The sequence below is a fragment of the Nocardioides sp. genome (genome assembly GCF_036267815.1).
In the GTDB taxonomy this organism is placed as follows: Bacteria; Actinomycetota; Actinomycetes; order Propionibacteriales; family Nocardioidaceae; genus Nocardioides.
In genome coordinates, this window is sequence record NZ_DATAVI010000039.1 from 46,598 (window position 1) to 71,845 (window position 25,248).

25 protein-coding genes are annotated in these 25,248 nt (G+C 71.9%); 2 read left to right on the forward strand and 23 right to left on the reverse strand.

What is annotated here, in order from left to right:
• Window position 1: 1 nt before the first annotated feature.
• Genes VHW64_RS07945 through hisD form a run of 6 tightly spaced genes read right to left on the reverse strand, consistent with a single transcriptional unit; the run spans window position 2 to window position 4,492 of the window.
• On the reverse strand, window positions 2–541 hold the full coding sequence (locus VHW64_RS07945; protein ID WP_329649990.1) for an AAA family ATPase: 540 nt from the start codon (window positions 539–541) through the stop codon (window positions 2–4).
• Window positions 538–861, reverse strand: coding sequence for a hypothetical protein (locus VHW64_RS07950; RefSeq protein WP_329649991.1), 324 nt, complete (start codon window positions 859–861; stop codon window positions 538–540). The genes VHW64_RS07945 and VHW64_RS07950 overlap by 4 nt, the downstream gene beginning before the upstream one ends.
• 7 nt (window positions 862–868) lie before the next feature.
• On the reverse strand, window positions 869–1,504 hold the full coding sequence (hisH, locus tag VHW64_RS07955; RefSeq protein ID WP_329650182.1) for an imidazole glycerol phosphate synthase subunit HisH: 636 nt from the start codon (window positions 1,502–1,504) through the stop codon (window positions 869–871).
• Window positions 1,501–2,112, reverse strand: coding sequence for an imidazoleglycerol-phosphate dehydratase HisB (hisB, locus tag VHW64_RS07960; protein WP_329649992.1), 612 nt, complete (start codon window positions 2,110–2,112; stop codon window positions 1,501–1,503). The genes hisH and hisB overlap by 4 nt, the downstream gene beginning before the upstream one ends.
• Window positions 2,109–3,200 carry a histidinol-phosphate transaminase gene (locus VHW64_RS07965; protein WP_329649993.1) on the reverse strand — a complete coding sequence of 364 codons (1,092 nt, stop codon included), beginning with the start codon at window positions 3,198–3,200 and terminating at the stop codon, window positions 2,109–2,111. The genes hisB and VHW64_RS07965 overlap by 4 nt, the downstream gene beginning before the upstream one ends.
• A complete protein-coding gene (gene hisD, locus VHW64_RS07970) occupies window positions 3,197–4,492 on the reverse strand; it encodes a histidinol dehydrogenase (protein ID WP_329649994.1) in 1,296 nt (431 codons plus the stop codon). Before hisD ends, VHW64_RS07965 begins: the two co-directional genes overlap by 4 nt.
• 71 nt (window positions 4,493–4,563) lie before the next feature.
• Between hisD and VHW64_RS07975 the strand changes: the two genes are divergently transcribed.
• A complete protein-coding gene (locus tag VHW64_RS07975) occupies window positions 4,564–5,229 on the forward strand; it encodes an LON peptidase substrate-binding domain-containing protein (RefSeq protein WP_329649995.1) in 666 nt (221 codons plus the stop codon).
• A gap of 11 nt (window positions 5,230–5,240) precedes the next feature.
• Here VHW64_RS07975 and VHW64_RS07980 read toward each other — a convergent pair whose 3' ends face one another.
• From VHW64_RS07980 to dnaE, 3 genes are read right to left on the reverse strand one after another with little or no spacing between them, the layout of a single operon-like run.
• On the reverse strand, window positions 5,241–6,920 hold the full coding sequence (locus VHW64_RS07980) for a DUF3352 domain-containing protein (RefSeq protein ID WP_329649996.1): 1,680 nt from the start codon (window positions 6,918–6,920) through the stop codon (window positions 5,241–5,243).
• Between the two features lie 47 nt (window positions 6,921–6,967).
• Window positions 6,968–7,621 carry a hypothetical protein gene (locus VHW64_RS07985; protein WP_329649997.1) on the reverse strand — a complete coding sequence of 218 codons (654 nt, stop codon included), beginning with the start codon at window positions 7,619–7,621 and terminating at the stop codon, window positions 6,968–6,970.
• Window positions 7,618–11,172 (reverse strand): DNA polymerase III subunit alpha, encoded by a 3,555-nt coding sequence (gene dnaE / locus VHW64_RS07990; protein WP_329649998.1) that lies wholly within the window; start codon window positions 11,170–11,172, stop codon window positions 7,618–7,620. The genes VHW64_RS07985 and dnaE overlap by 4 nt, the downstream gene beginning before the upstream one ends.
• Window positions 11,173–11,548: 376 nt before the next feature.
• Here dnaE and VHW64_RS07995 point away from each other — a divergent pair, with 376 nt between their 5' ends.
• Window positions 11,549–12,007, forward strand: coding sequence for a DUF1801 domain-containing protein (locus tag VHW64_RS07995; protein ID WP_329649999.1), 459 nt, complete (start codon window positions 11,549–11,551; stop codon window positions 12,005–12,007).
• A 4-nt stretch (window positions 12,008–12,011) separates the two neighbouring features.
• Here VHW64_RS07995 and VHW64_RS08000 read toward each other — a convergent pair whose 3' ends face one another.
• The 14 genes from VHW64_RS08000 to VHW64_RS08065 all read right to left on the reverse strand — a co-directional run bounded on the left by VHW64_RS08000 (window position 12,012) and on the right by VHW64_RS08065 (window position 25,206).
• Entirely contained in the window at window positions 12,012–12,389 is a 378-nt protein-coding gene (locus VHW64_RS08000; RefSeq protein ID WP_329650183.1) for a carboxypeptidase regulatory-like domain-containing protein, read from the reverse strand.
• 104 nt (window positions 12,390–12,493) lie between these two features.
• Window positions 12,494–12,976, reverse strand: coding sequence for a GNAT family N-acetyltransferase (locus VHW64_RS08005; RefSeq protein ID WP_329650000.1), 483 nt, complete (start codon window positions 12,974–12,976; stop codon window positions 12,494–12,496).
• Window positions 12,966–13,907, reverse strand: a complete 942-nt coding sequence (locus VHW64_RS08010; protein ID WP_329650001.1) for an RluA family pseudouridine synthase — start codon at window positions 13,905–13,907, stop codon at window positions 12,966–12,968. The genes VHW64_RS08005 and VHW64_RS08010 overlap by 11 nt, the downstream gene beginning before the upstream one ends.
• Window positions 13,904–14,455 carry a signal peptidase II gene (locus tag VHW64_RS08015; RefSeq protein ID WP_329650002.1) on the reverse strand — a complete coding sequence of 184 codons (552 nt, stop codon included), beginning with the start codon at window positions 14,453–14,455 and terminating at the stop codon, window positions 13,904–13,906. Before VHW64_RS08015 ends, VHW64_RS08010 begins: the two co-directional genes overlap by 4 nt.
• On the reverse strand, window positions 14,428–15,396 hold the full coding sequence (locus tag VHW64_RS08020) for a TraR/DksA family transcriptional regulator (protein ID WP_329650003.1): 969 nt from the start codon (window positions 15,394–15,396) through the stop codon (window positions 14,428–14,430). The genes VHW64_RS08015 and VHW64_RS08020 overlap by 28 nt, the downstream gene beginning before the upstream one ends.
• Before the next feature lie 198 nt (window positions 15,397–15,594).
• Entirely contained in the window at window positions 15,595–16,428 is an 834-nt protein-coding gene (locus tag VHW64_RS08025) for a DivIVA domain-containing protein (protein ID WP_329650004.1), read from the reverse strand.
• A 156-nt stretch (window positions 16,429–16,584) separates the two neighbouring features.
• Entirely contained in the window at window positions 16,585–17,079 is a 495-nt protein-coding gene (locus VHW64_RS08030; RefSeq protein WP_329650005.1) for a cell division protein SepF, read from the reverse strand.
• A 75-nt stretch (window positions 17,080–17,154) separates the two neighbouring features.
• Window positions 17,155–17,853 carry a YggS family pyridoxal phosphate-dependent enzyme gene (locus VHW64_RS08035; RefSeq protein WP_329650006.1) on the reverse strand — a complete coding sequence of 233 codons (699 nt, stop codon included), beginning with the start codon at window positions 17,851–17,853 and terminating at the stop codon, window positions 17,155–17,157.
• 12 nt (window positions 17,854–17,865) lie between these two features.
• Window positions 17,866–19,053 (reverse strand): cell division protein FtsZ, encoded by a 1,188-nt coding sequence (ftsZ, locus tag VHW64_RS08040; RefSeq protein WP_329650007.1) that lies wholly within the window; start codon window positions 19,051–19,053, stop codon window positions 17,866–17,868.
• 397 nt (window positions 19,054–19,450) lie between these two features.
• Window positions 19,451–20,230 carry a cell division protein FtsQ/DivIB gene (locus tag VHW64_RS08045; protein ID WP_329650008.1) on the reverse strand — a complete coding sequence of 260 codons (780 nt, stop codon included), beginning with the start codon at window positions 20,228–20,230 and terminating at the stop codon, window positions 19,451–19,453.
• Window positions 20,227–21,651 carry a UDP-N-acetylmuramate--L-alanine ligase gene (gene murC, locus VHW64_RS08050; RefSeq protein ID WP_329650009.1) on the reverse strand — a complete coding sequence of 475 codons (1,425 nt, stop codon included), beginning with the start codon at window positions 21,649–21,651 and terminating at the stop codon, window positions 20,227–20,229. The genes VHW64_RS08045 and murC overlap by 4 nt, the downstream gene beginning before the upstream one ends.
• A complete protein-coding gene (gene murG, locus VHW64_RS08055; RefSeq protein ID WP_329650010.1) occupies window positions 21,648–22,721 on the reverse strand; it encodes an undecaprenyldiphospho-muramoylpentapeptide beta-N-acetylglucosaminyltransferase in 1,074 nt (357 codons plus the stop codon). The genes murC and murG overlap by 4 nt, the downstream gene beginning before the upstream one ends.
• A 19-nt stretch (window positions 22,722–22,740) precedes the next feature.
• Window positions 22,741–24,018, reverse strand: a complete 1,278-nt coding sequence (ftsW, locus tag VHW64_RS08060; protein ID WP_329650011.1) for a putative lipid II flippase FtsW — start codon at window positions 24,016–24,018, stop codon at window positions 22,741–22,743.
• A 165-nt stretch (window positions 24,019–24,183) separates the two neighbouring features.
• Window positions 24,184–25,206 carry a Mur ligase family protein gene (locus tag VHW64_RS08065; RefSeq protein ID WP_329650012.1) on the reverse strand — a complete coding sequence of 341 codons (1,023 nt, stop codon included), beginning with the start codon at window positions 25,204–25,206 and terminating at the stop codon, window positions 24,184–24,186.
• Window positions 25,207–25,248: the final 42 nt, after the last annotated feature.

A 25,248-nucleotide genomic window follows, 5' to 3' on the forward strand; every position in this document is an offset into this window, starting at 1 on the left:
CCTAGCCTCGGCGCACCCGGCGACGCGTTCCCGTCTCGCCGCGCACCGCGGCGACGACGTCCGCGATCTCGACCGGGCGTGTCGTGTCGACGACGAGCGTGCGGGGCGCGCCCAGGGCCTCCGGGTGGTCCGCGGCGTCCCGGATGCGACTCAGGGTGTCCTCGTCTGGCGGCAGGTGCGGCCAGGACCTGGTGCGCTGGGCGTAGCGCTCGACCGCGACGGCGGCGGGCACCTCGCATCGCACCTCGACGAGGTCTGCCCACCACGGGACCAGCAGGTCGCGCACGCGCTGGGTGTCGCGTCGTGGCGCGACCCAGATGTCGACGACGGCCTCGCCGGCGAAGGCCTCGAGGCGACGCCCCAGCTCGGCCTCGGCGTCGAGTCGCAACCACTCCAGGGGTGTGCCCTCGGCACCGACGGACAGCTCCTCCTTGATCTCGTCCAGGGACACCCACGGCACGCCCAGGCGCTCGGCGAGGGCCGCCGAGAGACCGCTCTTCCCCGACGCCGGGACGCCGGTGACCACGACGAGCCGGTTCACCGGCGCGCCACCATCAGCCGGACGACGGGGAAGACGACCAGGCTGACGACCAGGGCGCCGAGCCGGGCGGCCCAGTCGGGCCGGAGCACCCAGACCAGCACGTTGACCACGAACAGCAGCCCGAACGTCGCCCCCAGCTCGGCGCGTCGTCGCGCCGCGAGAACGCCCGGCGTCAGGCGTCGCCGCGGGATCCACCCGGTCAGCGCCTTCTTGCGGGCCTGGGCCCGGGCGCGGCGCTCGGCCTCGCGCTGACGGGCCGCCGCCGCCTCGGCGGCCACCCGCTCCCGCTCCGCACGCCGCCGGGCGCGCTCCCTGCTCACCGCCGGCTCACAGCGACTCGACCCAGGCGCGCAGGAGCGCGGCACCGGCGTCGCCGGACTTCTCGGGGTGGAACTGGGTGGCGCTGAGGGGTCCGTTCTCGACCGCGGACACGAAGCGGTCTCCGCCGTGCTCGGACCAGGTGACCAGCGGCGCGGCCGTGCGGCCGTCGGTGTGCAGCGCCCAGGACCGCGCGGCGTAGGAGTGGACGAAGTAGAACCGCTCCTGCTCGAGCCCGGCGAACAGCGAGGACCCGGGAGGCACCTCGACGGTGTTCCAGCCCATGTGCGGCACGACGTCCGCCTGAAGTCGCTCCACGACGCCGGGCCACTCCTCGCAGCCCTGCGTCTGGACGCCGTGCTCCACCCCGCGCTCGAAGAGCACCTGCATCCCGACGCAGATGCCGAGCACCGGCCTGCCCCCCGCCAGGCGGCGTCCGATCGCCCGGGGTCCGTCGACGGCCCGCAGCCCGGCCATGCAGGCGGCGAAGGCCCCGACGCCGGGGACCACCAGCCCGTCGGCGTTCTCGGCGACGCCGCGGTCGGCGCTGAGCTCGACCGCGGCTCCGGCGCGCTGGAGTGCGCGGACGGCCGAGCGGAGGTTGCCGGAGCCGTAGTCGAGGACGACGACGCTCTTGCCGCTCAGAGCGCACCCTTGGTCGACGGGACGCCGCCCTCTCGCGGGTCGAGCGCGACGGCGTCTCGCAGGGCGCGGGCGAAGGCCTTGAACTGGGCCTCGACGAGGTGGTGCGGGTCTCGGCCCGAGAGCACCCGCACGTGGACCGCGATCTGGGCGTGGAAGGCGAGGGTCTCGAAGACGTGCCGCGTCAAGGACCCGGCGTACGCCGGTCCCGTGTCGCCGCCGATCGAGGCGTAGGCCTGTCCGTCGGGCTCGCCGACGTGGACGCAGTAGGGGCGGCCCGACACGTCCACCGCACACTGCACGAGCGCCTCGTCGAGCGGCACCAGGGCGTCGCCGAACCTGCGGATGCCGCGCTTGTCCCCCAACGCCTCCCGCAGCGCCTGACCCAGCACGATCGCGGTGTCCTCGACGCTGTGGTGGGCGTCGATGTGGGTGTCGCCCTCGGTGAGGACCGTGAGGTCGACGAGCGCGTGGCGTGCCAACGACGCGAGCATGTGGTCGTAGAAGCCGACCCCGGTCGAGACGTCGGCGAGGCCCGACCCGTCGAGGTCGACCTCGACATGGACCTTGGACTCCTTGGTCTGCCGGTCGAGGCTGGCGCTCCGGGTCATCTGCTCATCTCTTTCGTCACGGCGGTCAGTGCCTCACGGAATGCTGCCATCTCGGCGGGGGTGCCGACCGAGACCCGCAGCCAGCCTTGGGGTCCGATCTCGCGGATCAGCACCCCGTGGTCGAGGAGCCCCTGCCAGACCGCATGGGGGTCGCCGAAGGTCCCGAAGAGCACGAAGTTCGCGTCGCTGTCGGCGACGCGCAGCCCCTGGTCCCGCAGCCAGTCGACGGTGTGGTCGCGCTCCTCGCGCAGGAGGTCGACCGCACCCAGGAGCTCGTCGGCGTGGCGCAACGCGGCCTGGGCGACGGCCTGGGTGGTCGCCGAGAGGTGATAGGGCAGGCGGACCACGCGCAGGGCGTCGCACACCTCCGCCGAGGCCGCGAGGTAGCCCAGCCGCGCCCCGGCCAGCGCGAAGGCCTTGCTCATCGTGCGGGTGACGACGAGGTTGGGATGGGCCGGGAGGAGCTCGAGTGCGCTCGGGGTGCCGGCCCGCCGGAACTCGGCGTACGCCTCGTCGACGACCAGGAGGCCGCCGTCCAGCACGGCGCACAGGGCAGTGATCGCAGCCGGCGGGAGCGCCGTGCCGGTGGGGTTGTTCGGCGAGGGCAGCAGGACCACGTGGGGACGGCGCTCGCGGACCAGGGCGACGGCCCGGTCGACGTCGAGGCCGAAGTCCTCGTCGCGGTGCCCCACCTCCCAAGCGGTGTGGGTGTCGCGGGCGTACTCGGGGTACATCGAGTACGTCGGGGCGAAGCTCAGCGCGGTGCGTCCCGGTCCGCCGAAGGCCTGGAGCAGGTGCAGCATCACCTCGTTGGAGCCGTTCGCGGCCCAGACCTGCTCCGGCCCCACGCCGTGGCCGAGGTACGCCGCCAGGCCCTCGCGGAGGGCGACGAACTCGCGGTCGGGGTAGCGGTTGAGGCGGCCGGCCGCCTCGGCCACCGCCTGCGCGATGTCGTCGACCACCGCTCGGGACGGCGGGTAGGGATTCTCGTTGACGTTGAGCTGCACCGAGACGTCGAGCTGCGGGGCGCCGTACGGCTCGATCCCGCGCAGCTCCTCCCGCAGCGGAAGGGAGGTCGCCGGTCTCATCGGTCGAACCGGATCGTGATCGCCGCGCCGTGGCCCGGGAGGTCCTCGGCCTCGGCGAGGGTGACGACGTGCCCGGAGACCTCCGCCAGCGCGTCGCGGGTGTAGTCGACGACGTGGACCGCCTTGCGGAACGCGCGCACCGACAGCCCCGAGGAGTGGCACGCGCAGCCCGCCGTCGGGAGGACGTGGTTGGAGCCGGCGCAGTAGTCGCCGAGCGAGACCGGAGCGAAAGGTCCGACGAAGACTGCGCCGGCATTGCGTACCCGGGAGGCGACGTCGGCGGCCGCGGCGGTGTGGATCTCGAGATGCTCGGCGGCATAGGCGTCGACGACCGCGAGGCCCTGGTCGAGGTCGTCGACGAGCACGATCCCCGACTGCTGGCCGCCGAGTGCCTCACGCACCCGCTCGGCGTGGCGCGTCGCGGCGACCTGCTTGCCCAGCTCGGCCTCGACGTCGTCGGCCAGGCGCAGGGAGTCGGTGACCAGCACGCTCGCGGCCCGGGGGTCGTGCTCGGCCTGGCTGACCAGATCGGCCGCGACGTACCCAGCGTCGGCGGTGTCGTCGGCCAGGATGGCGATCTCCGTGGGGCCGGCCTCGGCGTCGATGCCGACCCTGCCCTTGAGCAGGCGCTTGGCCGCGACGGTGTAGATGCTGCCGGGGCCGGTGACCATGTCGACCCGGGCGCACTCCCCCGCGCCGTAGGCGAACATCGCGATCGCCTGGGCCCCGCCCACGGCGTACACCTCGTCGACGCCGAGCAGTGCGCACGCCGCCAGGATCGTCGCGGCGGGCAGTCCGTCGTTGTCGCGCTGCGGCGAGCTGGCCAGGGCGATGCTCTCGACCCCGGCCATCTGGGCGGGGACGACGTTCATGACCACGCTGGAGACCAGCGGGGCAAGGCCTCCGGGCGCGTAGAGCCCGACCCGGCGTACCGGCACGAGCCTGCGGGTGACCGTGGCGCCCGTCGCGAGCGAGGTCGTGACGTCGTGCTCGAGCTCGGCCGCACACGTACGCCGTAGCCGCGCGATCGACTCCTCGAGCCCGGCGCGCACCGTGGGGTCCAGCCGGTCCAGCGCCTCGGTGAGCGCCTGCGGTGGCACCCGGACCTGCTCGGGAGCGATCCCGTCGTACCTCAAGGAGAGCTCCTGGATCGCCGGCATCCCGCCGGTCCGGACCTGCTCGCAGATCGGCCGGACCAGCTCGACGGCGGCATCGACGTCGAGCTCGGCGCGCGGGACGACCTCGCGGTAGTCCGCGGGGTTCGCGCCGCGCAGGTCGATACGCCGGATCATGAGGCGAATTCTAGGGCGCGGCGCGCCGCCGGACCCCGCCAGCCCACCCGGCGGAAGGCTACCGTTGCGCCATGAGCGACTCGCTCCCGATGTTCCCGTTGAACACGGTGCTGTTCCCGGGCATGAGCGTGCCGCTGCGGGTCTTCGAGGACCGCTACCGCGCTCTGGTCCACCATCTGCTCCGGGTCGAGAACCCGGCCGACCGGGTGTTCGGGTCGGTGGGGATCCGCGAGGGGTACGAGATCGGCGAGCACGGCGCCCAGTGGCTGTTCCGGGTCGGCTGCCGGGTGAAGATGACCGAGGTGGACGCCCACGCCGACGGCACGTTCGAGCTGGTCGCGGTCGGGCTCGACCGGATCGAGCTGGAGCGGCTGGACGTCAGCGGGGCCTACCCCGTGGGGCAGGTCAACCCCCTGGCCGAGCACGACGTGCGGGTGCCCGACGAGCTGGCCCGGACCGCCCGCCTGACCTACGAGCTGTACCGCCAGGCGCTGCTCGAGATGGACCGGGCCGCTCCCGACGAGACGCTCCCGACCGATCCGGCGTACCTCTCCTGGGCCCTGGCGGCGCTCGCCCCGCTGAGCATCGGCCAGCGGCAGTCGCTGCTCGAGGCCGAGGACGCCGACGACCGCCTGCACATGGTCACCGACGTCCTGCGCGCTGAGCTGCGGACCATGCAGGTGCTCCCGTCGCTTCCGGCGACCGAGATAGCCCGCACCCGCTGGTCCCCCAACTAGCGCCGAGGCGGTCAGTCGGTCGAGACCTTCAGGGAGAACCTCGCGACGCCGTCGTCGAGCCACGACGAGATCCCCAGGGCTCGCAGCGGAGTGAGGTTGGCAAGGCCCTCGGGGTCATCGCCCGACGACGCCTTGTCGATCGTCGCCTGGAGCGCGTCGACGTTCACGTAGAGCACGGCGTTGGCGTTCGCCGCGTCGGGTACGACGTCGGAGAAGGTGCCGTCGCCGCCGAGGTCGCCACCGGCCAGGACGTGCTGGCGATAGGCCTCACTGGGTCCGACCGAGATCAGGTCGCCCGACGAGCTCGAGCCGAGCAGCGGCGTGTCGCCGACCTTGGCCCGGATCTTGCCCAGCACCTGCTCGATGGCAGTCGCGTCGCCCTTGACGGTGGCGGCGACCGGTACGCCCGCGCCGTCGTCGGTGCCTTCGGCAGCCTTGACGTCGAGGTCCTTCCCGACCGAGACGACGACGCCCTTGCCCAGCAGGGTCTCGATGTCGTCGGGGATCGTCAGGCCCGTCGCCTGCGACAGCTCACGCTCGATGTCGTCCTTCGACATCCCCTCGCCGAGGCGGCCCGTGGCGGAGTCCAGCTCCTTCTCGAGCCAGCCGGGGGTGAACGACGTGCTGAGCGCGGCGGCGGTGTCGTCGGGCAGGCCGGCGACCAGCTGGCCCCCCGTGCGGCCGGTCAGCTGGGCGAGCTGCGGCGAGCTTGCGTCACCTGCTGCTGCGAGCTCCAGCCCGTCACCGGTGAAGCGCACCGTCGCGGCACCGCCCCGGAACGTCGACAGGGCCTGGGAGAAGGGGTCGCCCGCGCTCTGGGGGGTGGCGTGGAAGGCGCTGCTCTGAACGGTCCCGGACTCGGACTCCGCGAACGACTCGCCGCCGGGCCCGAACATCCCACCGCCCAGCACGCTCCCGAGCTCCTTGCCGAGCACCGTGCCGATGTCGGGTGAGGCGTAGGCGTTCACCACGCCCGCCTCGCCGACCGCCTTGGTCCACTTCTGGTACGTCGCGTCGTCGGCGAGGTCGGCCTTGTCCGCGTCGGTGGAGACCTCGTCGGCGACCTCCTGTGACTCTGCCAGGGTGGCCCACCCGTCCTTGACCACGACACCGAGGTGGTGCTCGGCGCCGGAGCACTTCTCGAGCTTTGCGATGCCTGCGCGGGCCTGGTCCTCGTCCGTGACCTGGACGACGACCACGACGTGGGGCCGGTCGCCCCCGAGCGGGACCGCCGCGGCCGCCATCCGGTCGCCGAGCCACGGGTCGATGTCGCGGGAGTAGTCCAGGCCGGAGCAGCCGGCGTCGGTCACGAGCTGGTAGCCGATCTTGTGCCGCAGGTCGGCGACGCTGCTCACCCCGACCTCGTGCTTGAACGCCGGGAACTTGTCGAGCGTGCGGAAGGCGTCGAGCTTCTGACCACCGGCCGGGTCGAGGTCGAGGCTGATGTACGCGACGGTGTTCGCGGGCAGGGCCTCGGCGGGCTGAGCGCCCTGCCTGAAGAAGCTGAGCGCCGCCCAGGCACCGGCGCCCGCGCCGAGGAGCACCACGACGCCTCCGGCGACCCACAGCCCACGGCGCCGACCGCGCGTCGGCGGAGCCACGCCGTCCGGCGCGGACGGGTGCGACAGCGGCGTGCCGGTGCCCTGCTCGAGATACTCGGGCGTGCCAGGAGGCGGCTGGTGCTCGGACATGGGCGATCTCCCCCGCTGAGCCGCTCGGATGGGCTGAGCCGTCGAGACTACCCGCGCGTGCCCGGCCCCGTGCCCGCTTCGAGATGTTCGCCCGGTGACGCTTCGGCGTCGCCGGGGTGGGTGGTCACACCGGGCCAGGAGAAGTACACGATCGCCAGGATGAACAAGGACGTCATCGGCCAGGCGAGGTAGGGGCTCTTGCCCGCCACCGTGAGCTGGTCGTGCAACGGGGTCCGGGCGGTGGCGTGCGCCGCGACCGCCATCGGGTTCTGGGGACCGAGCAGAGTGCCGACCCGCCACATCAAGGCGGCGGCGACCGCGGAGCCCCCGAGGACGAGGGCCAGCACCAACAGCTCGCGGCCGCGGGTCAGCAGACAGATGGCCAGCGAGAGCAGAGCGCTGGCGGCCACGGAGACCAGCACGTAGAGCCCGGTCCCGGTGAACACGCCGCGCAGGGAGGCGTCGCTGTCGTAGAACAGCTGGTGCTGCTCGGCCACCATGCCCGGTGGGGTCCAGATCCACTCCCACACGACGCCGGCCGCCGCACCCAGCACGGCGTACGCCGCGATCACCAGGAACGCCGTGCGCACCGGGCTGCCCGGCGCGAGGATCGCCGGCACCGGACCGCGCCGACGATCTGGCCGGTCGCGGTGGCCCGGAGGATCCGCCGATGTCTGCGAGGGCTCGCTGCGGTGGCTCATGGCGTCAGGCACCCGGGACCGAGCAGCTGCTTGAGGTCGGCGAAGAGCGGCGCCCCCGCCGACACCCGGAAGTTGTCGCCCACCTTGAGCACGGTGGTGCCCTCCCGCCCGCGCAGACGCAGCCTGACCTCGCTGACGCCCGGGTGGGTGCGCAGGACCTCGACCAGCTGGTCGACCACCGGCGGGGTGACGCGCGTGGCCGGGAGGTTGACCACCACCGGACCCGCCGGCCCCTCGTCGAGGTTGGGGACGGTCACCTCCTCGGCTCGGATCTCGGGCTGGTCCTTGCTGCGAGAGAGCTTTCCGCGCACCGTCACGATCGCGTCCTCGGCCAGGAGGCCACTGGCGAGCTGGTAGGTGCCGGGGAACATCAGCACGTCGATCGCACCGTCGAGGTCCTCGATCGTGACCACGGCCCAGGTGTCGCCCTTGCGGGTGATCTTGCGCTGAACCGAGGTGATCAGCGCGGTCACCTGGATGGGGCTGCCGTCGGGCCGCTCCTCGTCGAGCATCAGCTGGCCGATGGTGCAGTCGGAGGCGCCGGCCAGGATGTGCTCGAGCCCCATCAGCGGGTGGTCGGAGACGTAGAGGCCGAGCATCTCGCGCTCGTGACCGAGCAACGTCATCTTGTCCCACTCGTCGATGTCGGGGACCGACACGGTCATGTCGAAGACCGGCCCGGCGTCGCCACCGCCCACCAGGTCGTCGAACAGGGAGTCCTGCCCGCCGCCGGCGTCCTTCTTGATGGACGAGTAGCGGTCGACGGCCTGCTCGTGGATCGCGACCAGCGCCCGCCGGTGGTGCTTCATGTCGTCGAAGGCGCCGGCCTTGACCAGCGAGTCGATGACGCGCTTGTTGCACACCAGAGCGTCGACCTTGTCCAGGAAGTCGTTGAAGTGCTCGTAGCGCCCCTGCTCGGCCCGTGCCTCGACGATCTTGTCCACGACGTTGGCGCCGACGTTGCGGATGGCGGTCAGGCCGAAGCGGATGTCGGTGCCGACCGGCGTGAACGTCGCGTCCGACTCGTTGACGTCCGGCGGGAGCACCAGGATCTTCATCCGGCGACACTCGTTGAGATAGATCGCCATCTTGTCCTTGTCGTCCCTGACCGAGGTCAACAAGGCCGCCATGTACTCGGCGGGGTAGTTCGCCTTGAGGTACGCCGTCCAGTACGACACCAGGCCGTAGGCGGCGGCGTGGGCCTTGTTGAAGGCGTAGTCGGAGAACGGGACCAGGATGTCCCACAGCGACTTGATGGCGCCCTGGGAGTAGCCGTTCGCCGCCATCCCCGCCTGGAAGGGCACGAACTCGGCGTCCAGGATCTCGCGCTTCTTCTTGCCCATCGCCTTGCGGAGCAGGTCCGCCTGGCCCAGGGAGTAGCCGGCGACCTTGCGGACGATGGCCAGGACGTGCTCCTGGTAGACGGTGAGGCCGTAGGTCTCGTCGAGGATCTCGGCCAGCGGCTCGGCGAGCTCGGGGTGGATCGGCTCGATCGGCTCTCGCCCGGTCTTGCGGCGCGCGTACTTGTTGTGGGAGTCCATGCCCATCGGGCCGGGGCGGTACAGGGCGCCGACGGCGCAGATGTCGGCGAACTGGTCCGGACGCATCGACCGCAGCAGTGCCCGCATCGGGCCGCCGTCGAGCTGGAAGACCCCCAGGGTGTCACCGCGCTGCAACAGGGCGTACGTCGTGGGGTCGTCGAGGGCGAGCTCCTCCAGCACCACGGTCTCCCCCCGGTTGCGCTCGATGTTGCGGACCGTGTCGTCGAGGACCGTGAGGTTGCGCAGCCCCAGGAAGTCCATCTTGATCAGCCCGAGGTGCTCGCACATCGGGTAGTCGAACTGGGTGATGATCGCGCCGTCCTGAGGGCGGCGGATCAGCGGGATGATGTCGAGCAGGGGCTCGCTGGACATGATCACGCCTGCCGCGTGCACGCCCCACTGCCGCTTGAGGCCCTCGATCCCGATCGCGGTGTCGACGACGGTCTTGACGTCGTTGTCGGACTCGTAGAGCGAGCGGAACTCCGAACCCTCGCCGAACCTCTTGTGCTCGGAGTCGAAGATCTCCTTGAGCGGGATGTCCTTGCCCATCACCGCCGCCGGCATCGCCTTGGTGATCCGGTCGCCCATCGCGAAGGGGTACCCCAGGATGCGGCTGGCGTCCTTGACCGCCTGCTTGGCCTTGATGGTGCCGTAGGTGACGATCATCGAGACCCGGTCCTCGCCGTACTTCTCGCTGACGTAGCGGATCACCTCGCTGCGGCGACGCTCGTCGAAGTCGATGTCGAAGTCGGGCATCGAGACGCGCTCGGGGTTCAGGAAGCGCTCGAACAGCAGTCCGTGCTCCAGCGGGTCGAGGTCGGTGATGCGCAGCGCGTAGGCGCACATCGAGCCCGCACCGGAACCTCGCCCGGGGCCGACCCGGATGCCGTTGTCCTTGGCCCAGTTGATGAAGTCCGCGACGACCAGGAAGTACCCCCCGAACCCCATCTGGAGGATGACCCCGACCTCGAAGTCGGCACGCTCGCGCACCGCTGTCGGGACGCTGTCGGCGTACCGACGACGCAGCCCGCTCTCGATCTCCTGCCGGAACCAGCTCTCCTCGGTGTGACCGTCGGGCACCGGGAAGCGGGGCATGTAGGTGCCGTTGCCCTCGGTGAAGTCGACGGAGCAGCGCTCCGCGATCAGGAGGGTGTTGTCGCAGGCCTCCTTCAGACCGTGCTTGCCCTCCCAGAGCTCGCGCATCTCGGCCGCGGACTTGATGTAGTACCCGTCGCCGTCGAGGCGGAACCGCTTCGGGTCGCTCATCACCGATCCGGAGGAGACGCACAGGAGGTGCTCGTGGGCCGGCGCGTCCTCGCGCATCACGTAGTGGGAGTCGTTGGTGGCGATCACCGGGATCGCGAGGTCACGGCTGAGCTGGAGAAGCCCGTCGCGGACGCGCTTCTCCAAGATCAGGTCGTGGTCCATCAGCTCGATGAAGTAGCTGTCCTTGCCGAGGATGTCCTGGAACTCCGCCGCGCTCTCCCGGGCCTTGGCATAGTCGCCGATGCGGAGCCAGGTCTGCACCTCGCCCGACGGGCAGCCGGTGGTGCCGATCAGCCCCTCGGCGTACTCGGCGAGCAGCTCCCGGTCGGCCCGGGGCTGGTAGTAGTACCCCTCCATGCTGGCTCGGCTGGAGAGACGGAACAGGTTGTGCATCCCCGCGGTGCTCTCCGAGAGCAGGGTCATGTGGGTGTAGGCCCCCGAGCCGCTGACGTCGTCGTCGCCGCCGTCGTTCCACCGGACCCGCTTCTTCTCGAAGCGACTGGTGTTGGGCGTGAGGTAGGCCTCCATCCCGATGATCGGCTTGATGCCGGCCGCCGTGGCCTTGCTGTAGAAGTCGTAGGCGCCGAAGACGTTGCCGTGGTCGGTCATCGCGATGCTGTGCATCCCGAGCTCGGCTGTGCGAGCGAAGAGGTCGTCGAGACGGGCGGCCCCGTCGAGCATGGAGTACTCGGTGTGGACGTGGAGGTGGACGAAGTCCCCACCGTGGACGGAGCCGGACGACATGGACGGGGAGATCCTCCTCAGCGGCACGAGCGAGCGGGTCACAGGTGGTCGAGGTAGGCCGAACCCACGGCCTGGACGGACCAGCTGGGGGAAGGACGCCAGCCTACGCGACCACGTCGGCGATCATGGCAGGGCTCACCGACACCCCCACCGACCCCCTCCCGGCCGGCGCTGGCGACTCTGCCAATTCCCCCGCTTCAGCGGGGGAATTGGCACTTCCTGGCCGCTGCAACCCCCAATAAGTGTCAACTCCCCCACGTAAGCGGGGGATTTGACAGCGGGCGACCAGCGGTCAGGAACGAAGAAGCGGGACGGCGGCGGGCTGCCTAGGCTCGGTCCCACGACCTCGAAGCTGACCTAGACGAAGGAGAACGGCATGGCGACCGGGACGAAGGCCACCCAGAGCGGCGGCGTCGGCGGCTGGACCGACGAGGAGCGGGCGGCCATCAAGGAGCACGCCACCGAGATCAAGCGCGGCGGCGGGAGGGGGGCGGCCAAGGCCGCCGAGGACGCGCAGGCCTGCCTGGACAAGATCGCGGAGATGCCGGACCACGACCGGCGGCTCGCCGAGCGGGTGCACGCGATCGTCACCTCCGCCGCGCCCGACCTCACCGTCCGCACGTGGTACGGCATGCCGGCCTACGCCCTCGACGGGAAGGTGCTCTGCTGGTTCAAGCCGGCCGAGAAGTTCAAGGCCCGCTACGCCACGATGGGCTTCAGCGACGTGGCCGCCCTCGACGACGGCAGCGTGTGGCCCACGGAGTATGCGATCGCCGACCTGTCGCCGGCCGACGAGAAGAAGATCAAGGCGCTGGTGACCAGAGCCGTCGGCTGAGGACTCACAGGTGCTCGAGGTAGAACGCCGGCTGGTGGCCCTCTCCGAAGGAGCAGGCGGCGCCCCACGACCGCACCTGGTGGCTACACCCGACCCAGCCGGTCTCGTAGCGCACCGCCGACCCGTTGACCCGCACGTCGAGCTCCTCCTCGGACGCCGGGATCCCACCGATCCGGAACTTGCCGGCCGAGCCGGTCCTGTCCTGGCCGAGCAGGTCGTCGGTGTTGATCCGGAAGACCTTGACGGTCACGCCCTTCACCGGCCGGCCGGTGGCCTGGTCGACGACCTTGCCGGAGTAGGACCCGGCGTGGCGGGCAACGGCGCGGTGGGCCGACGCGGAGCCGGTCAGCCCCAGCGTGCTCAGCCCGAGCGTGACGATCAGGAGGGGCGGCCGAGGCCAGCGCCACGAGGGGTCGTCGTCCGATGCGCCTCAGCCGGCGAGGATAGGGACCACCACCCGCTGGGGTGAGGCGTTCGGGCGTTGCTTCACCCGCGACCCGGCGGCCGCCACGCCATCCGGATGTCCGGGGACCTCTCCTCGTTCCCGGCGCCGTCGGTGCGCTCGACCTCCACGAGACCGCGGCGCTCGTAGAGACGCCGAGCCCCCTCGTTGCTGGTGAAGACCCACAGCTCGTAGCCGTCGACGTGGGTGGCGTCGACCACGTCGAGCAGCAGCGACCCGATCCCGTGGCCCTTCACCTCCGGCCGGACGTACAGCCCGTCGAGGAACGCCGGGGTGCAGACCGCGAACCCCACGATCTCGCCGTGACTCTCGGCCACCCAGACGGTGTGCCCGTCGCCCTCGAGGACATGGCGGCGGTAGTAGCCGCGGTGCTCCTCGTCGGTGTGGATCGCCGGCGGCATCTGGGGTACGGCGGCACGGCGTGCCTCGGAGTACAGATCGGCGATCGCCATCCACTCCCCGGGCAGGGCCTCGCGGACGACGACCTCGCTCGGGTCAGTGGGCATCTCGGATGACCTCCAGCGCATGAGCCAGGTCGGCCGGGTACGGCGACTCGAACTCCACGTGCTCGCCGGAGTCCGGGTGCTCGAAGCCGAGCCGGACGGCGTGCAGCCACTGGCGCTCGAGGCCGACCCGCCGGGCCAGGGTCGGGTCGGCTCCGTAGGTCAGGTCGGCGACGCAAGGATGCTTGAGCGCACTCATGTGCACCCGGATCTGATGGGTGCGCCCGGTCTCGAGATGCACCTCGAGCAACGACGCGAACCGGTGCGCCTCGAGCGTCTCGTAGTGCGTCACGCTGTGCCGGCCGTCGGCCATCACCGCGAACTTGTAGTCGGCCTTGGGATGGCGGCCGATCGGCGCGTCGATCGTCCCGGACAGCGGGTCCGGGTGGCCCTGCACCATCGCGTGGTAGACCTTGTCGACCGTGCGCTGCCGGAAGGCGTTCTTCAGCACCGAGTAGGCGCGCTCGCCCTTGCAGATGACCATCACCCCCGAGGTCCCGACGTCCAGGCGCTGCACGATGCCCTGTCGCTCGGGCGCGCCGCTGGTCGCGATCCGGAACCCCGCCGCCGCCAGGTGGCCCACCACGGTCGGTCCCGACCACCCGGGCGAGGCGTGGACCGCGATCCCCACCGGCTTGTCGAGCACCACGATGGAGTCGTCGTCGTAGATGATCCGGATGCCCGCGACCAGCTCGGGCTCCACCGTCAGCGGGTCGGCCACACCGGGCAGGGTGGCCTCCAGCATGGAGCCCGCCTGGACCCGGTCACTCTTCCCCGCCAGCTCGCCGTCGAGGTGCACCTGACCGTCGGCGATCAGCGCGGCCGCACGGGTGCGCGACAGCCCGAACATCCGCGCCATCGCGGAGTCCACACGCTCCCCGGACAGACCCTCCGGGACCGAGACCACCCGCTGCTCGCCGCGGACCTCGCTCACGACTTCGCGTGCCGGGTGCCGGTGATCCCGATCCCGCGCCAGGTCTGGATGACGATCAGGACCACCGCCGAGTCGATCAGCATGTCCGCCACGTTGAACACCGGCCAGTGCGGGAGCTCGAGGAAGTCCACGACGTGGCCCCGCAGGACGCCGGGCTCGCGGAAGACCCGGTCGGTCAGGTTGCCGCAGACGCCGGCCAGGAGCAGGCCCAGCGCCACCGCCCACGTACGATCGCCCAGGCGGCGCCCGAAGCGCACCACGACGCCGGCCGCGACCAGCGCGATCACCGACAGAACCAGGGTGTACGACGTGCCGGTGCTGAACGCCGCGCCGGGGTTGCGCACCAGGTCGAGACGCAGGAGCCCGCCCACCACGTCTCGAGGCTCGCCCGGGCGCAGGTGAGCCACGGCGAGCACCTTCGTCGCAAGGTCCACGCAGTACGCCGCGAGCGCGACGACCGCGAAGAGGAGACGGTGCCGCGCCGAGGGGCGCCACGGGATCTCGGCGGAGTCGTCGGAGGTCAGCGACGTTCCTCGCGTTGCTTGCATGTCAGGCACAGTGTGGCACGGGGGAAAGCCATGGAGCGGCCCTTGCCGATGGGGTTGCCGCAGGACTCGCAGACGCCGTAGGTGCCGTCGGCGATCCGGACCAGCGCACGGTCGATCTGCGCCAGCTTCTCGCGCTCGTTGTTGACCAGGATCAGCTCCTGGTCACGCTCGAAGCTGGTGGCACCCATGTCCGCCTGGTCCTGACCCGCACCGTCGCCGGCGTCACGCATGAGCCCGGCCAGCTCGGCCTCCTGCTCGGTGAGCGTGCGGATGACCCGGGCCCGGTCGTCGTTGAGGTCGGCGACGACCTCGTCGATCTCGGCCTTGGTCCACGGCTTCTCCCCCGGCAGCACCGGCAGGTTGGCGGGGTTGACCACGCCCTTGCGTCCTCGCCCCCCGCGCTTGGTGGTCGTGACAGGCGACGGGGTCTTCTTCGGGGGCACGGCCGCCTTTGCGGGCGCTGCCTTCTTGGCCGGCGCTGTCTTCTTGGCCGGGGCGGCCCTGCTCGCGGACGCCTTCCTCACGGGGACCGCCTTCTTGGCAGCAGCCTTCTTGACGGGGACCGCCTTCTTGGCAGCAGCCTTCTTGACGGGGACCGCCTTCTTGGCAGCAGCCTTCTTGACGGGGGCGGCCTTCGTGACGGCCGATGCCTTCTTCACAGGCGCGGCCTGCTTCGCCGGAGCCCTCTTCGCCGGAGCCTTCTTCGCCGTAGCCTTCTTCGCCGTAGCCTTCTTCGTCGGAGCGACCTGCTTGGCCACTGACCTCTTCGCGGGCGCAGCCTTCTTGACCACCGCCGTCCTGGCCGGCGCGGCCTTCTTGCCGGCAGCCTTCTTCGCGGGCGCTGCCTTCGTCCCTGCCGAGCCACCGGTCGGCCGTGAGACCGCCTTGCGCGCGACGGAGGCGGCCTTGCCGGCAAGCGACCGAGCGGTGCTGCGAGCCATGCGAACCTCCGGGGGGCGTGGAGCAGGAGAGGAGCCGGTAAGACGGGTTGCCGAGGTCATGCTCGGCAGTCCGTGCGGTGGGAGGGTATAGCCCAGACGCGGCTCACTCAAAGCAGGCGCGCCCGCGCGCGCCAGCACGCCGACGCCGCTCACCCGTTCGGGTGCGCGTCGGCGTGGCCCCCCGAGCGGGGTGGTGGGTCAGCCCTCGTCGTCTCCGAGCACCGAGCGCAGGCGCTTGGGCTGGGCGAAACCGCCCGCGGCTCCGGCGTCCTGACCGGCGGTCGGGTCGGCCGAGGTGGACGTCTCGAGCGCCTCGAGCTGCTGGCTGAAGTAGGTCTTCAGGCGCGAGCGGTACTCCCGCTCGAAGGCTCGCAGGTTGTCGACCTCGTGGGAGAGCGAGTCGCGCTCGCGCTCGAGGTCTCCGAACAGCTGGGTACGCCGCTCGGCGGTCTCGGAGTCCAGCGACTGGGCGCGTCCGCGGGCATCGGCCTCGAGCTTGTCGGCGTTGGTCTTCGACTCGCCCTCGAGGCGCTCGGCCTTGGTGCGCGCCTCACCGACGATCTTGTCGGCCTCGCTCTTGGCGTCCTCCACGAGCTGGTCGGCGTTGCGGCTGGCCAGCTCGAGCAGGCGGGCCGCGGCGTTCGAGGCGTCGCCGACGGTCTCGACACGGATCGTCTGGACGCCGGCCGCCACCGCGCCTGCGGCGCCGGCGGTTGCCGCGAGTGCCGGGGCCTGCATGGTCGGCTCGGGCTCGGGCTCGGGGGTGGGCGCCGGCTCGGGCTCGGGCTCGGGCGTGGCCGCCACGGGCTCGGGAGCAACGACGGGGGCCGGCGCCTCGGGAGCGGGCGCCGCAACGGCACCGCTCTGCGCCGCCGAGAGCTTGGTGCGCAGGTCCTCGTTCTCACGGGTGAGGCGAGCGAGCTCGGACTCCACCTCGTCGAGGAACTGGTCGACCTCACCCATGTCGTAGCCCTCGCGCAGCCGGACGGGCGTAAAGCGCTTGTTGCTCACGTCCTCAGGCGTCAGCGGCATGACCTCACCCAATTCCTAGTTCGCGGTAGTGACAAGTCCTCGGTCGAACAATAGCCCCTCACGTCCCAGGTCGGGCACTCCCGGCCCGTGGGGTCCGTGGGACGGACCGAGGCGGGCGCGGAGCGTCGTCGCAGGTCGCAGAGGGGTCTGCGTCGGTCAGCTCTGGTTGAAGAAGCCGCCCTCGACCAGACGCTGCTTCTCCTCGGCCGCCACCGACACGTTCGGCGGCGAGAGCAGGAACACCTTGGCCGTCACGCGCTCGATCGTGCCGCGCGTGGCGAAGACGAGGCCGGCGGCGAAGTCGACCAGCCGCTTGGCGTCGGCGTCGTCCATCTCCGAGAGGTTCATGATCACCGGGACCCCCTCACGGTAGTTCTCCCCGACGGTGCGCGCCTCGTTGTAGGTACGCGGGTGGAGCGTCGTGATCCGCGACAGCTCCGTGCCGACGACAGGGGCCGGGCCCTGGGCACGCCGCCGCTGCGAGATGTCGGAGACCGGCGCGGGCTTGGGCTGGGCCGGCGCGGCAGAACGGCGCGAGACCTGCTGGGGCTCGGGGTCGCCGTAGCCCTGCTCGTCGTACTCGTCGTCGTAGGCACCGGTGTCCTCGAGCAGGCCGAGGTACTCGCCGATCTTGCGCATCGCGCCGCTCATCGGTCCATCCTCCAGGTTCGGCGGTGACCTCGCTCGGCTGTGCGTACTGGCGTGGCCCCTGTTGTGGTTGTGACGCTACTTGAAAGTGGGACGCGCACCGAGGATTGCCGAGCCGACACGCACATGTGTCGCCCCGGCCTCGATGGCGGCCTCGAAGTCCTGGCTCATGCCCGCGGACAGCCAGGTCGCGCCGGGCTGGTCGCCGAGGAAGGCGGCCCGGACCTCCGCGAGCCGGTCGAACGCCGCCCGGGCGTCCTCGTCGAGCGGCGCGACTGCCATGAGTCCGCGCAAGCGGAGCGCGTCGGCTGCCCGCACCGCGGCGGCCAGTGCCGCGAGGTCGTCGGCGTCGGCGCCGGAGCGCCCGGGACGACCGGGTGGGTCGAGGCTCACCTGGAGCAGCACGTCGACGTCACCGTCGCGCTCACGGGCTCCGCGGTCGAGGCCAGCGACGAGCTTGACCCGGTCGACGGACTCCACGACGTCGGCGTACGACGCGACCACCGACGCCTTGTTGCTCTGGAGCCCGCCGATGTAGTGCCATCGCAGGGCGAGGTCGGCGCAGGCCGCAGCCTTCTCCCCGGCCTCGGGATGCCGGTTCTCGCCGACGTCGGTCACCCCAAGCTCGGCGAGCAGGCGCACGTCCGAGGCGGGGAAGAGCTTGGTGACCACCACCAGCGTCACCTCGCCGGGGTCGCGTCCGGCGGACGTCGCTGCGTCGGCGATCCGGCGTCGTACGGCGTCGAGTCCGGCCGCGAGCTCGTCGCGCCGCGTCACGGCGGCCTCGGCCTACTTCAAGAAGTCGGGGACGTCGAGCTCGTCGTCGTCGAACTCCATGGGCGGGCGGGGCGCAGGGGCCCGGACGGAGGCATTGACCGACTCGCGCTCCTGGTCCGACTCGAGCACGCTCGGCGACGTCTCGGTCCTCGTGGCGGCCAGGGCCTGGGCAGCCTGCCGGGTCTGCTCCTGGCTCTGCGGGGCCTGCTTCGGGGTGCGGCGGAGCGCCGACTCGTTCTCGCGACGCTTGGGCATGCCGCCGTCGAAGCCGGCCGCGATCACCGTGACCCGGACCTCGTCGCCGAGGGCGTCGTCGATGGTCGCGCCGAAGATGATGTTGGCGTCGGGGTGCGCCGCCTGGGAGACCAGTGCGGCCGCCTCGTTGATCTCGAAGAGCCCCAGGTCGGATCCGCCCGCGATCGAGAGCAGTACGCCGTGAGCACCGTCGATGCTCGCCTCCAGCAGCGGGCTCGACACGGCCTGCTCGGCGGCGGCGACCGACCGGTCCTCGCCGCGAGCCGAGCCGATGCCCATCAGCGCCGAGCCGGCGTTGGCCATCACCGACTTGACGTCGGCGAAGTCGAGGTTGATCAGGCCCGGCGTCGTGATCAGGTCGGTGATGCCGCTGACGCCCTGGAGCAGCACCTGGTCGGCCTGCTTGAAGGCGTCGAGCACGCTGACACTGCGGTCACTGATCGACAGCAGCCGGTCGTTCGGGATGACGATGAGGGTGTCGACCTCCTCGCGGAGCCTGGCGATGCCCTCCTCGGCAGAGTTGGCGCGTCGGCGGCCCTCGAAGGCGAACGGGCGGGTGACCACGCCGATCGTGAGAGCACCCAGGCTGCGGGCGATCCGGGCTGCGACGGGCGCGCCACCGGTGCCGGTGCCGCCGCCCTCGCCGGCGGTCACGAAGACCATGTCGGCGCCCTTGAGCACCTCCTCGATCTCGTCCGCGTGGTCCTCCGCGGCCCGCTCGCCGACCTCGGGGTTGGCGCCGGCGCCGAGTCCGCGCGTCAGCTCGCGGCCGATGTCGAGCTTGACGTCGGCATCGCTCATGAGGAGCGCCTGGGCGTCGGTGTTGATGGCGATGAACTCGACGCCCTTGAGGCCTACCTCGATCATCCGGTTGACGGCGTTCACGCCACCGCCACCGACGCCGGCCACCTTGATGATGGCCAGGTAGTTCTGCGCTGCTGCCACGGTTGCGCCTCCGGTACTGGGGAACCGGCCGACCGGCCGGACGACTGACGGGTTCTGGACTGCTCAGCTCGGGGAAGACACGCGGTCCTGGGATAACTGTCACCCTCAAGTGGAGGGTTATAGTTATGTCAACCTCGTGCTGTCGAACACGCTAGGGAGTCGGAGCGCCCCAGCCGCGCAGACACGCCGCAGACGCCGAGGTGGGAGTCCCCTGCTCGTGCTCGACCGGTGGACCCGGCGAGTCCTGTGCGGAGCGGCGGGGTCCTCGTGCGGCATGCAGGTCAGAGCGCACCGAGCGCGCCCAGCCCGCCGGGGAGGCACCGAGCTTGGCTGGGGCCACCGGCCGAGCGCGAGCGGAGAACGCCCAGCCGGGGCGGAGAGCTCCCTCATCCCGGCGCTAGCGAGGCGTGGTGACGGGCTGGCCGGGGACGCTGACGTCGTAGGCGCGGGCGGGCTGTGCCAACAGCCTCACGAGGACCTGTGCCTTGAGGGCCGACTGCGCGTCGCTGCCCCACAGCACCGTCGAGCCGCTGCGCATCGTCAAGGTGACCTGGTCGACGCCGCGGACGCCCACGTGGTCGACCCGCGCGGCCAGCCCGGAGGGCAGGGCGGCGACGACCCGGGCCGCCTCGGCCAGTGCCTCGGTGCCGACCGCAGCGGTCGAGACGACGCGGGGCAGCGAGGCCGGCGGATGGACGTAGCTGCGGAAGAGGACGCCGTCCTCGTCGAGCGCCTGGTAGCGACCGTTGAGCTCGACGACCGCGACCGGACGGCGCTCGGTGACCTTGATCAGCACGCCGTCTGGCCACTCGCGTGAGACGTCCACGCGCTTGACGGCCGCGAGGCCGGCGACCCTGGCGCGGATGGCCCCGAGGTCGAGCTGGGCCAGATGGGCGCCGCTGGGGACGTTCGCGGCGGTCAGGACCTGCTGCTGCGACAGCATCGACTCGCCCTGGACGTCGACGTGCTTGACGGTCAGCGCGGAGCTGAGGAACACCAGCCACACGCCGGCGACGGTCAGCCCGACGAGCAGCACCGACCCGATGACGTAGCGCCAGACCAGCCACCGCCGCAGCCACTGCCGCCGGGCGAATCGCCGCCGCGATCGGCTCCGCGACCTGGTGTCGGGGTCGGGCCGGTCGCTCCCGGTCAGCGGGGTGCGCGGCAGCGTGATCACCGACCTGATCCTCCGGTCTCGCTCAGCTGGGCCACCACGTCGGGCCCGACGCTGGTGACGCTACCGGCGCCGAGGGTCAGAACCAGGTCGCCGGGCCGGGCGAGGCGTACGAGTTCGGCGGCGACCTCGGCCAGGTGCGGGACGTAGTGCACCCGCTCGGCCGGCAGCGGGACGGCGTCGGCCACCAGCCGGCCGGTGACCTCGGGATCCGGGTCCTCGCGAGCGGCGTAGACGTCGAGCACCACGACCTCGTCCGCCGCGCCCAGCGCCCGCCCCATCGCGGTGCCGAGCAGCCGCGTTCGCGAGACCAGGTGCGGCTGGAAGGCCACGACCACCCGACCCTGGCCGGCGACCGCGCGAGCGGCCTCCAGGTCGCCGGCGATCTCGACCGGGTGATGGGCGTAGGAGTCGTAGACCCGCACTCCCCCGGCCTCGCCCTTGCGCTCCATCCGGCGTCCGGTGCCGGTGAACTCGCCCAGGCCCTGCGCGAGCAGGCCCGGCTCGTCGACGAGCCGCATCGCCAGGGCCAGCGCGCCGGCCGCGTCGAGCACGTAGTGGCGCCCGGGTACGCCGAGTCGCACCGGTACGGCGCCGAGGTCACCGCGCAGCACGAAGCTCGAGGCGGTGCCCGCGGCCCGGAGGTCGGTGATCCTCCAATGCGCATCGGCTCCGGTCCCGACGGTCACGACGTCCAGCCCCTGCGCGCGCGCGACGTCGGCCAGCGCTGCGGCTCCCGGGTCGTCCGCGCACACCACCAGGACACCGCCGGTGTCGATCGTGCCGACGAAGCCGGCGAAGGCTGCGTGGTAGGCCGCCTCGGTGCCCCAGACGTCGAGGTGGTCGGCGTCGACGTTGGTCACCAACGCGGCGCGGGGTCCGTAGACGAGGAAGGCGCCGTCGCTCTCGTCAGCCTCCGCCACGAAGAGCGACCCGGTACCGGCGTCGGCGTTGCGACCCGTGGCCGCCAGCAGTCCGCCGATGGCGTACGTCGGGTCGGCGCCCGCCGCACGCAGGGCCATCGTGAGCATCGAGGTGGCGGTGGTCTTGCCGTGGGTGCCGGCGACGGCCACCACCTCGTGCCCGGCCATCGTCGCCTTCAGCCCGGCCGAGCGGGGCAGGATGCGCAGCCCCCGGGCTCGGCCCTCGAGCACCTCGGGGTTGTCGTCGTGGGCCGCCGTGGTGACGACCAGGGTGTCGGCATCGCCGACGTGGGCCGCGGCGTACGACGCGTGCACGCGGATGCCGAGCTCGCGCACGGCCGGCAGGAACGGCGTGTCGTGGTCGTCGCTGCCGGTGACCGGCACGCCCTGCTGGCGCATGATCCGGGCGATCGCGGAGAGACCGGCGCCTCCGATCCCGACCACGTGCACCCGGCCGAGCTCACCGGCCGCCGGGATGACGTCCGGGACCGGGATCCTCATGCCGCCGCGTCGAGGATCATGCGGGCGAGCCTCTCGTCCGCGTCGAGCGGGATGAGGTGGGCGGCGGCCGCACCCATGACGGCCAGCCGCTCGGGGTCCTGGAGCAGCGGCACGACGTGCGTCGTGAGCCACGTCGGGGTCAGCTCGGCGTCGTCGACGAGCAGGGCACCGCCGGCCCCGACGACGACGGCGGCGTTGCGCCCCTGCTCGCCGTTCCCGATCGGCAGCGGCACGAACACCGCCGGCAGGCCGACCCCGGACACCTCGGTGACGGTGTTGGAGCCCGACCGGCACAGCACGGCGTCGGCCGCGGCGTAGGCGAGGTCCATCCGGTCGACGAAGCCGCGCACGACGTAGGGGACGCCGGACTCCGGCGGGGTGGCCTCGTGGCCGCGTCCGGTCACGTGCAGCACCTGCACTCCCGCCTCGGCGAGCTCCGGGGCCGCGCCCAGGACGGCCCGGTTGAGCGAGGCTGCACCTTGCGATCCCCCGGTGACCAGGAGCACGGGCAGGTCGTCCCTGAGCCCGAACGACGTGCGGGCCTCCTCGCGCACGGCGGCCCGGTCGAGGGTGGCGATCATCCGCCGGATCGGCAGCCCGATGTACGTCGCGTGCGGGAGCGGGGTGTCGGGGAAGCTGGTCGCGACGTGCTCGGTCAGTCGCGCACCCAGCTTGTTGGCGACCCCCGGCACGGTGTTGCCCTCGTGGACCACGAGGGGCAGGTCGCGCTTGCGCGCGGCGAGGTAGGCGGGTACCGAGACGAAGCCTCCGAAGCCGCAGACCACGTCCGGCCGGATCCGGTCGACGACCTCGAGGGCCGCGCCCCGGGCCGCTCGCACCCGGCCCGGGAGCCGGGCCAGGTCGGCGCCGGGTCGCCGCGGCAGCGGGACGCTGGGCACGAACTCCAAGGGATACCCGGCAGCCGGGATGATCTGCGCCTCGATCCGCTCGCGGGTGCCCAGGCAGGTGATCTCGATGCCGGGAGACAGCCGCTGGAGCGCGTCGGCGGTCGCCAGCAGCGGAGAGGTGTGGCCGGCCGAGCCGCCGCCGGCGAGCAGGACCCGTCTCATCGCGCGAACCGGGACATCACTAGATCCCCCGGCGGTCCGCGCGGCCGGCGGTCACCCCCGAGTCGCGAGCCTTCTTGCGCTGGGCCAGCGCGCGGGCCGCCTGGGGCTCGCGCCGGGCGAAGCCGACGAGCATGCCGAGGGCCACCAGCGAGGGGACCAGCGCCGAGCCACCGTAGGAGACCAGCGGCAGCGGGATCCCGATGACCGGCAGCACCGCCAGGACCATGCCCACGTTGATCATCATCTGCCCGATGATCCACACCACGATGCCGAAGGTCATGTACCGGACGAAGGGGTCCTTGGTTCGCCGGGCCACGCGGATCGCGGCGTAGGCGATCGTCAGGAAGAGCCCGATCACCAGCAGCGTGCCGACCAGCCCGAGCTCCTCGCCGAGCACCGCGAAGATGAAGTCGGTGTGGGCCTCGGGCAGGTTCCCCCACTTCTGCTGGCTGGCACCGATCCCCTGGCCGAACAGGCCGCCGGTCGAGAGCGCGAACAGGCCGTGCGCCGGCTGCCAGCCCGCGGTGTTGTAGTCGCGCATGGGGTTGGTGAAGTGGGTGATGCGAGCCAGGCGCTCGGGGTCGGCGGCCGCGAGCGCACCGGCGAACACCGAGATCACCAGGAAGGACAAGGTGAACATCCGGGCCGGCGCCCCGACGACCCAGAGCATCCCGAGCAGGATCGCGAACAGCACCAGGGCGGTGCCCAGGTCGTGACCGAAGATGACCAGGCCGGTCGCGGCCAGCAGGCCCGGCACCACCGGCATCATCACCTCGTGCAGGTTGTCGAGGCGACGGTTCTTGTTGGCGTAGACGTGGGCGGCCCACAGCACCAGCGCCAGCTTGGCGATCTCGGAGGGCTGGATCTGGATCGGCCCCAGCGCCAGCCAGTTCGTGTTGCCGTTGCGGGTGACGCCGAACAGGGAGGTGAGCAGCAGCAGGCCGAGCGAGACGAAGTAGCCCGGCCAGGCCAGCCGGCGCACCCAGCGCTGCGGGAGGTGCCCCGCCACCCAGGCGCACGGCAGCCCGATCGCGACCCAGGTCAGCTGCTTGACCACCACGGCGTAGGAGTTCTGGTCGTAGTTCTGGAAGGAGTACACGCTCGAGGCGCTGAAGACCATGATCAGGCCGATCGTCAGCAGCAGCGCCGAGGCGCCCAGGAGCAGGTAGTACGACGCGAGCGGACGCGCCAACGCCTCGGTCAGCGCGCCGAGCCACGACGTCGCCCGGGCACGACCACCCGCCTGCGCGGCCGGGGCACGCCGTAGGGAACGGCGCAGCGGGCTCACGACGGCCATCGGTCCTCGAGGTCCCCTCCGGTCGGGCGGTCAGGTCGGGCAACACGGCCGTGACCGCGCAGGCTGCGCGTCGTGGCCGCTGCCAGTCTTGTCGCTGCCGGCGGCCAGGACCGGGACATCCGGCGCGTGTCGCCCTCGTCCCTCGGACCGCACGCGAGCGCGACGTCACTCTGGTTGACGAAAGGCGCGCAGTCCGTCGCGGACCGCGGCCTGCGGCACGCCGTGTGCGCGCGCCAGGGCGGCTGCGGCCAGGGCGTCGGCGACGACGTGCGGCTCGTCACTGGCGAGGTCCTCGACGGTGCACAGCTCGGCCGCGCTGGACTGCCGCTCGGCGATGAAGGCACGGTCGACCAGGATCCCCTCGACGACGCCGACCATCCCGACGGCGGGCATGCCGAGGGTGAACCCGATGGCGCGGGCTCCCTCCGCGACGTCCGCGTCGCGCACCAGGCGCTCGGTCTCGGGGTCTGCGACGTTGTAGACACAGGCCTTCCGGACGCCGTCGTAGATGCGGCCGGTGTCGGTCGCATAGTCACTGTGCGCGGTCGGGCCGGAGTACGACGCCGGGTGGTCGTCGGCGAGGTTCAGCACCACGGCCGACTCCGCGCTCATCGACTCCACGTAGTGCAGCTGGAGGCTCGAGAGCCCCACCGCCAGCACGTCGTACGGCGCGGGGTCCATCACCGCCTCGACGAGCGGGATGCCCGGGCTCCCGGCCGCGATGCTGCGCAGGCCCGCGGCCTGGAGGATGGCCAGGAGCATGGCGACGGTCGTGGAGGTCCCGTGGGTGCCGGCGACCGCGAGCCACGGCGCGGGGCGCCCGGCCGGACCGGCGTCGCGGAGCCGCCAGGCGAGCTCGACCTCTCCCCACACGGGGATGCCGCGCTCGTGCGCCTGCGCGAGCAGCGGCGCGGTGGGCCGCCACCCGGGCGAGACCACCAGCAGGTCGACCTGGTCGGGCAGGGTCGCCGTCGAGCCCCGGCCGAGCCTGATCTCCGCGCCGAGGACGCCCAGCAGCTCGGCCTCCTCCTCCTTGCCGTCCGAGGTCTCGTCGAGAGCCACCACCGAGGCGCCGAGGTGGGTGAGGTTGTCCGCGGCCGCGAAGCCGCTGACCCCGAAGCCGGCCACCACCGCGCGCACGCCCGACCAGTCGTCGTGCCGCCCGAGCCGGGTCACGTCCTGGCTCATCGGACCCTCGTCGCTGCGGTGCTCATGCGGCTCGCCTGCCGG